The sequence below is a fragment of the Pantoea sp. ME81 genome, assembly GCF_903970985.1.
In the GTDB taxonomy this organism is placed as follows: domain Bacteria; phylum Pseudomonadota; class Gammaproteobacteria; order Enterobacterales; family Enterobacteriaceae; genus Pantoea; species Pantoea communis.
Window position 1 is genome coordinate 1 of sequence record NZ_CAJCKS010000308.1, and the last position, 2,755, is coordinate 2,755.

At 53.9% G+C, this 2,755-nt stretch carries 4 protein-coding genes and 1 pseudogene; 3 read left to right on the top strand and 2 right to left on the bottom strand.

Features of this window, described 5'->3' with window-relative positions:
• The first annotated feature begins 38 nt into the window (after positions 1–38).
• Positions 39–461: a hypothetical protein gene (locus H7A81_RS26700; protein ID WP_038645291.1), complete on the top strand. Its 423-nt coding sequence runs from the start codon at positions 39–41 to the stop codon at positions 459–461.
• A gap of 179 nt (positions 462–640) precedes the next feature.
• Here H7A81_RS26700 and speG read toward each other — a convergent pair whose 3' ends face one another.
• Together speG and H7A81_RS26710 are read right to left on the bottom strand one after the other, a co-directional pair.
• Positions 641–1,186 (bottom strand): spermidine N1-acetyltransferase, encoded by a 546-nt coding sequence (gene speG, locus H7A81_RS26705; RefSeq protein WP_034825496.1) that lies wholly within the window; start codon positions 1,184–1,186, stop codon positions 641–643.
• A complete protein-coding gene (locus tag H7A81_RS26710; RefSeq protein ID WP_182059278.1) occupies positions 1,161–1,394 on the bottom strand; it encodes a hypothetical protein in 234 nt (77 codons plus the stop codon). Before H7A81_RS26710 ends, speG begins: the two co-directional genes overlap by 26 nt.
• 21 nt (positions 1,395–1,415) lie before the next feature.
• Here H7A81_RS26710 and H7A81_RS26715 point away from each other — a divergent pair, with 21 nt between their 5' ends.
• Positions 1,416–2,375, top strand: coding sequence for an ABC transporter substrate-binding protein (locus H7A81_RS26715; protein WP_058959181.1), 960 nt, complete (start codon positions 1,416–1,418; stop codon positions 2,373–2,375).
• 20 nt (positions 2,376–2,395) lie between these two features.
• Positions 2,396–2,755, top strand: a pseudogene (locus H7A81_RS26720) (ABC transporter permease); the annotation flags it as partial.

A 2,755-nucleotide genomic window follows, 5' to 3' on the forward strand; every position in this document is an offset into this window, starting at 1 on the left:
GTTTAGACTGTCCTATCTGATTCTATAGCGGACCTGCCATGAACCTGCGACACCTTCTTCCTGCCACTGCATTGCTGCTGAGCGGCTGTGCCACCATTGTCGGCACGGAAACGCAGCCGGTAAAAATCGACTCTGTCCCGCAAGGCGCGCGTTTCACCGTGCAGGATGAAACCGGCCGCGCAGTGGCGCAGGGCTACACGCCACAAACCGTCGAGCTGGCAAAATCCACTGGTAATTATTTTGGTAAAAAACACTATCAGGTGATGCTGGAGAGTCCGGGCTACGTGCCGGTGACGCTGCCGATCGAGGCCAGTGCCAACCTGTGGTATCTGCTGGGTAATATCCCGTTACTGGGCTTCCCCGGCTGGCTGCTGGTGGATCCGTTCTATGGCGGCATGTACGACCTGAAACCTGAACATCCTCAGCCACGTCTCAACGTGGTGGGTGCGCGCGGCGGTTAAACCGCATGGCGTGGTCGCGGCGCAATTTTTTGTGCATCTCCGAAGCAGGTATGTCGCTGAGAGATGCGCGATACACCGCGCTGCTAAGGTTCAACATCATCTTTTTGGTTAAAAGCGATAAATCACATAGCTGCCGTTTGATATTCAAGACGGCAGCGACAATGAGAGCCGATTTCAAGCTATTGTGCTGTCGGCTTCACCATGGCATGACCGGATTTATGCTGCGCCAGATACTGCTGCTGGAAAATGCACATGCGAATGGTATTGCGGTATTCACCATTGATGAAAAATTCGTGCTTCAGCACGCCTTCCACTTCAAATCCCAGTTTGGTGTAGATGTGAATCGCTTTCTCATTCTCCTGATCAACAATCAGGTAGAGTTTGTAGAGATTGAGCACCGAAAAGCCATAATCCATCGCCAGTTTAGCCGCCTGACTGGCTAAGCCTTTGCCCTGATGCCCCGGATCAATGATGATCTGAAACTCAGCGCGACGATGCACGTGATTGATCTCGACCAGTTCCACCAATCCCGCTTTTTGCCCATCGTGTTCAACGACAAAACGACGCTCTGTTTGATCGTGGATATGCTTGTCGTAGAGATCCGAGAGCTCGACAAAAGCTTCGTACGGCTCCTCAAACCAATAACGCATCACGCTGGCGTTGTTGTCTAACTGGTGCACAAAGTGCAGATCTTCTCGCTCAAGCGGACGCAATTTCACCGTCATACGGTGTTCCTTCTGTTGAAAAATTGGCGTGATTATAGCGCCATCCGCCGAAGGTTGCTTTCGCACCAGTGTGATCATCGGCATAGGGTTTATGCACCGTTTCAGTGCGCGATCTCAACCCCATCTCCCCATCACAATGGGCTTTCACAATCTGGCACAGCCATTGCTTGGCTTGTATAGATAAGACTATACAACCGTTGTTTTTCATCACCTTTATCAGGAGTGGAAGATGGGCAAGCCAGTGAAACTCGTTGTTCGTGCATTAACCGCCGCAGTCCTGTGCGCCAGTGCTTTAGGAGCACAGGCAGCCGACACCAAAGTCGCCATCGGTATTTCCGGCTGGACCGGATTTGCCCCACTGACGCTGGCCGATAAAGCTGGGATTTTCAAAAAGCACGGCCTTGATGTCGATGTGAAGATGATCCCGCAGAGCAGCCGACATCTGGCGGTGGCTTCCGGCACCATTCAGTGCGCGGCGACCACGGTAGAAACCTACATCTCCTGGAACGCCGCAGGCGTGCCGATTAAGCAGATCGTTCAGCTGGACAAATCTTACGGTGCCGATGGCCTCGCCGCCCGCAGTGACATCACCAGCATCAAAGATTTGAAAGGCAAAACCATCGCGGTGGATGCGCCCGGCACCTCACCGTATTTCCTGCTGGCGTGGATGCTGGACAAAAACGGCATGACGATGAAAGACGTGCGTCTCGCGACCATGGCACCGCAGGCGGCGGCACAATCTTTTGCTGCGGGTCAAAACGATGCGGCAGTGACCTATGAACCTTATCTCTCAGTGATCCGCAACCAGCCTAAGGCAGGCAAGATCCTCGCCACCACGCTGGATTATCCGATGGTCATGGACACGCTCGGCTGTACGCCAACGTTCCTGAAAGAACATCCTCAGGCCGCGAAAGCGCTGGTGGCCAGCTATTACGATGCGCTGGAGATGATCAAACAGCAGCCGGACAAGTCTAACGAGATTATGGGTGCAGCAGTAAAATCCACGGGCAAAGAGTTTGCGGAGTCAGCCAGTTATTTGCGCTGGCAGGGGCCGGAAGAGAACAAGAAATTCTTCAATGGCGAAATTGAAACCTTCAGTGATGAAGCCGGCAAACTGCTGCTGCGTGCAGGGGTGATCAAGAAAATGCCGGATGTGAAAAGCCTGTACGACGCCAGCTTTGTGCAGTAAGCAGGAGAAAGGAGATGGAGATGAGTAAAAGCCAACCCGTGACTCCGCCAGCAGCACTGCCGGAGGCGCCGCAGCGCTGGCACAATCCGTTAATGGTGCCGCTAAAAGCGATTTCGCTGCGCTTACGTATCGCGCTCGGCATAGCGTTTTTTGTGCTGTTTATCGCGGTGTGGACGTTGGTAACGTTGGGCGGCATGGTGTCGCCCACTTTCCTGGCCGATCCGCTCACCATGCTGCAGCAGGGAGTGGTGTTGTTCACCGAGTACAACTTCTCGCTGGATATCGGCATGACGGTGATGCGCGTGTTATCGGGCTTCCTGCTGGCGGCCGCGATAGGTGTGCCGCTGGGCATCATGATGGGCGCCTATAAAACCTGGGAA